Source organism: Maritimibacter harenae, from assembly GCF_009882975.1.
GTDB lineage: Bacteria > Pseudomonadota > Alphaproteobacteria > Rhodobacterales > Rhodobacteraceae > Maritimibacter > Maritimibacter harenae.
In genome coordinates this window covers 1-265 of the sequence record NZ_WTUX01000039.1, presented here as the reverse complement: position 1 = coordinate 265, position 265 = coordinate 1, and the positions used below count along the sequence as shown (strand labels likewise).

1 protein-coding gene is annotated in these 265 nt (G+C 66.4%); it reads right to left on the bottom strand.

All coding sequences use genetic code 11. From position 1 onward, the window contains the following. Positions 1–265, bottom strand: a 265-nt coding sequence (locus GQE99_RS20230) for an aldehyde dehydrogenase family protein (RefSeq protein ID WP_161353774.1), incomplete at both ends; no start/stop codon positions are given.

The following is a 265-nucleotide window of genomic DNA, read 5'->3' as shown; positions in this document are numbered from 1 at the left end:
ACCAACGTCGCACCGCCAGGACGGGACCGAAGATCTCTTCGCGGGCGATGGTCATCCCGGGGGTCACGTCGGCGAAGATCGTGGGCGCGATGAAGCAGCCGTCCTTGAGCGGCCCGTCCGTGACGGCATGGCCACCGGCCACGACACGGGCGCCTTCCTGCTTTGCGCTGTCGATGAAGCCCATGACCCGGTCGAAATGCGCCCTGCTGACCAGCGAGCCCATCGTGGTGCCTTCCTCGGTGGGAATGCCAGGCTTGAAGCGCTT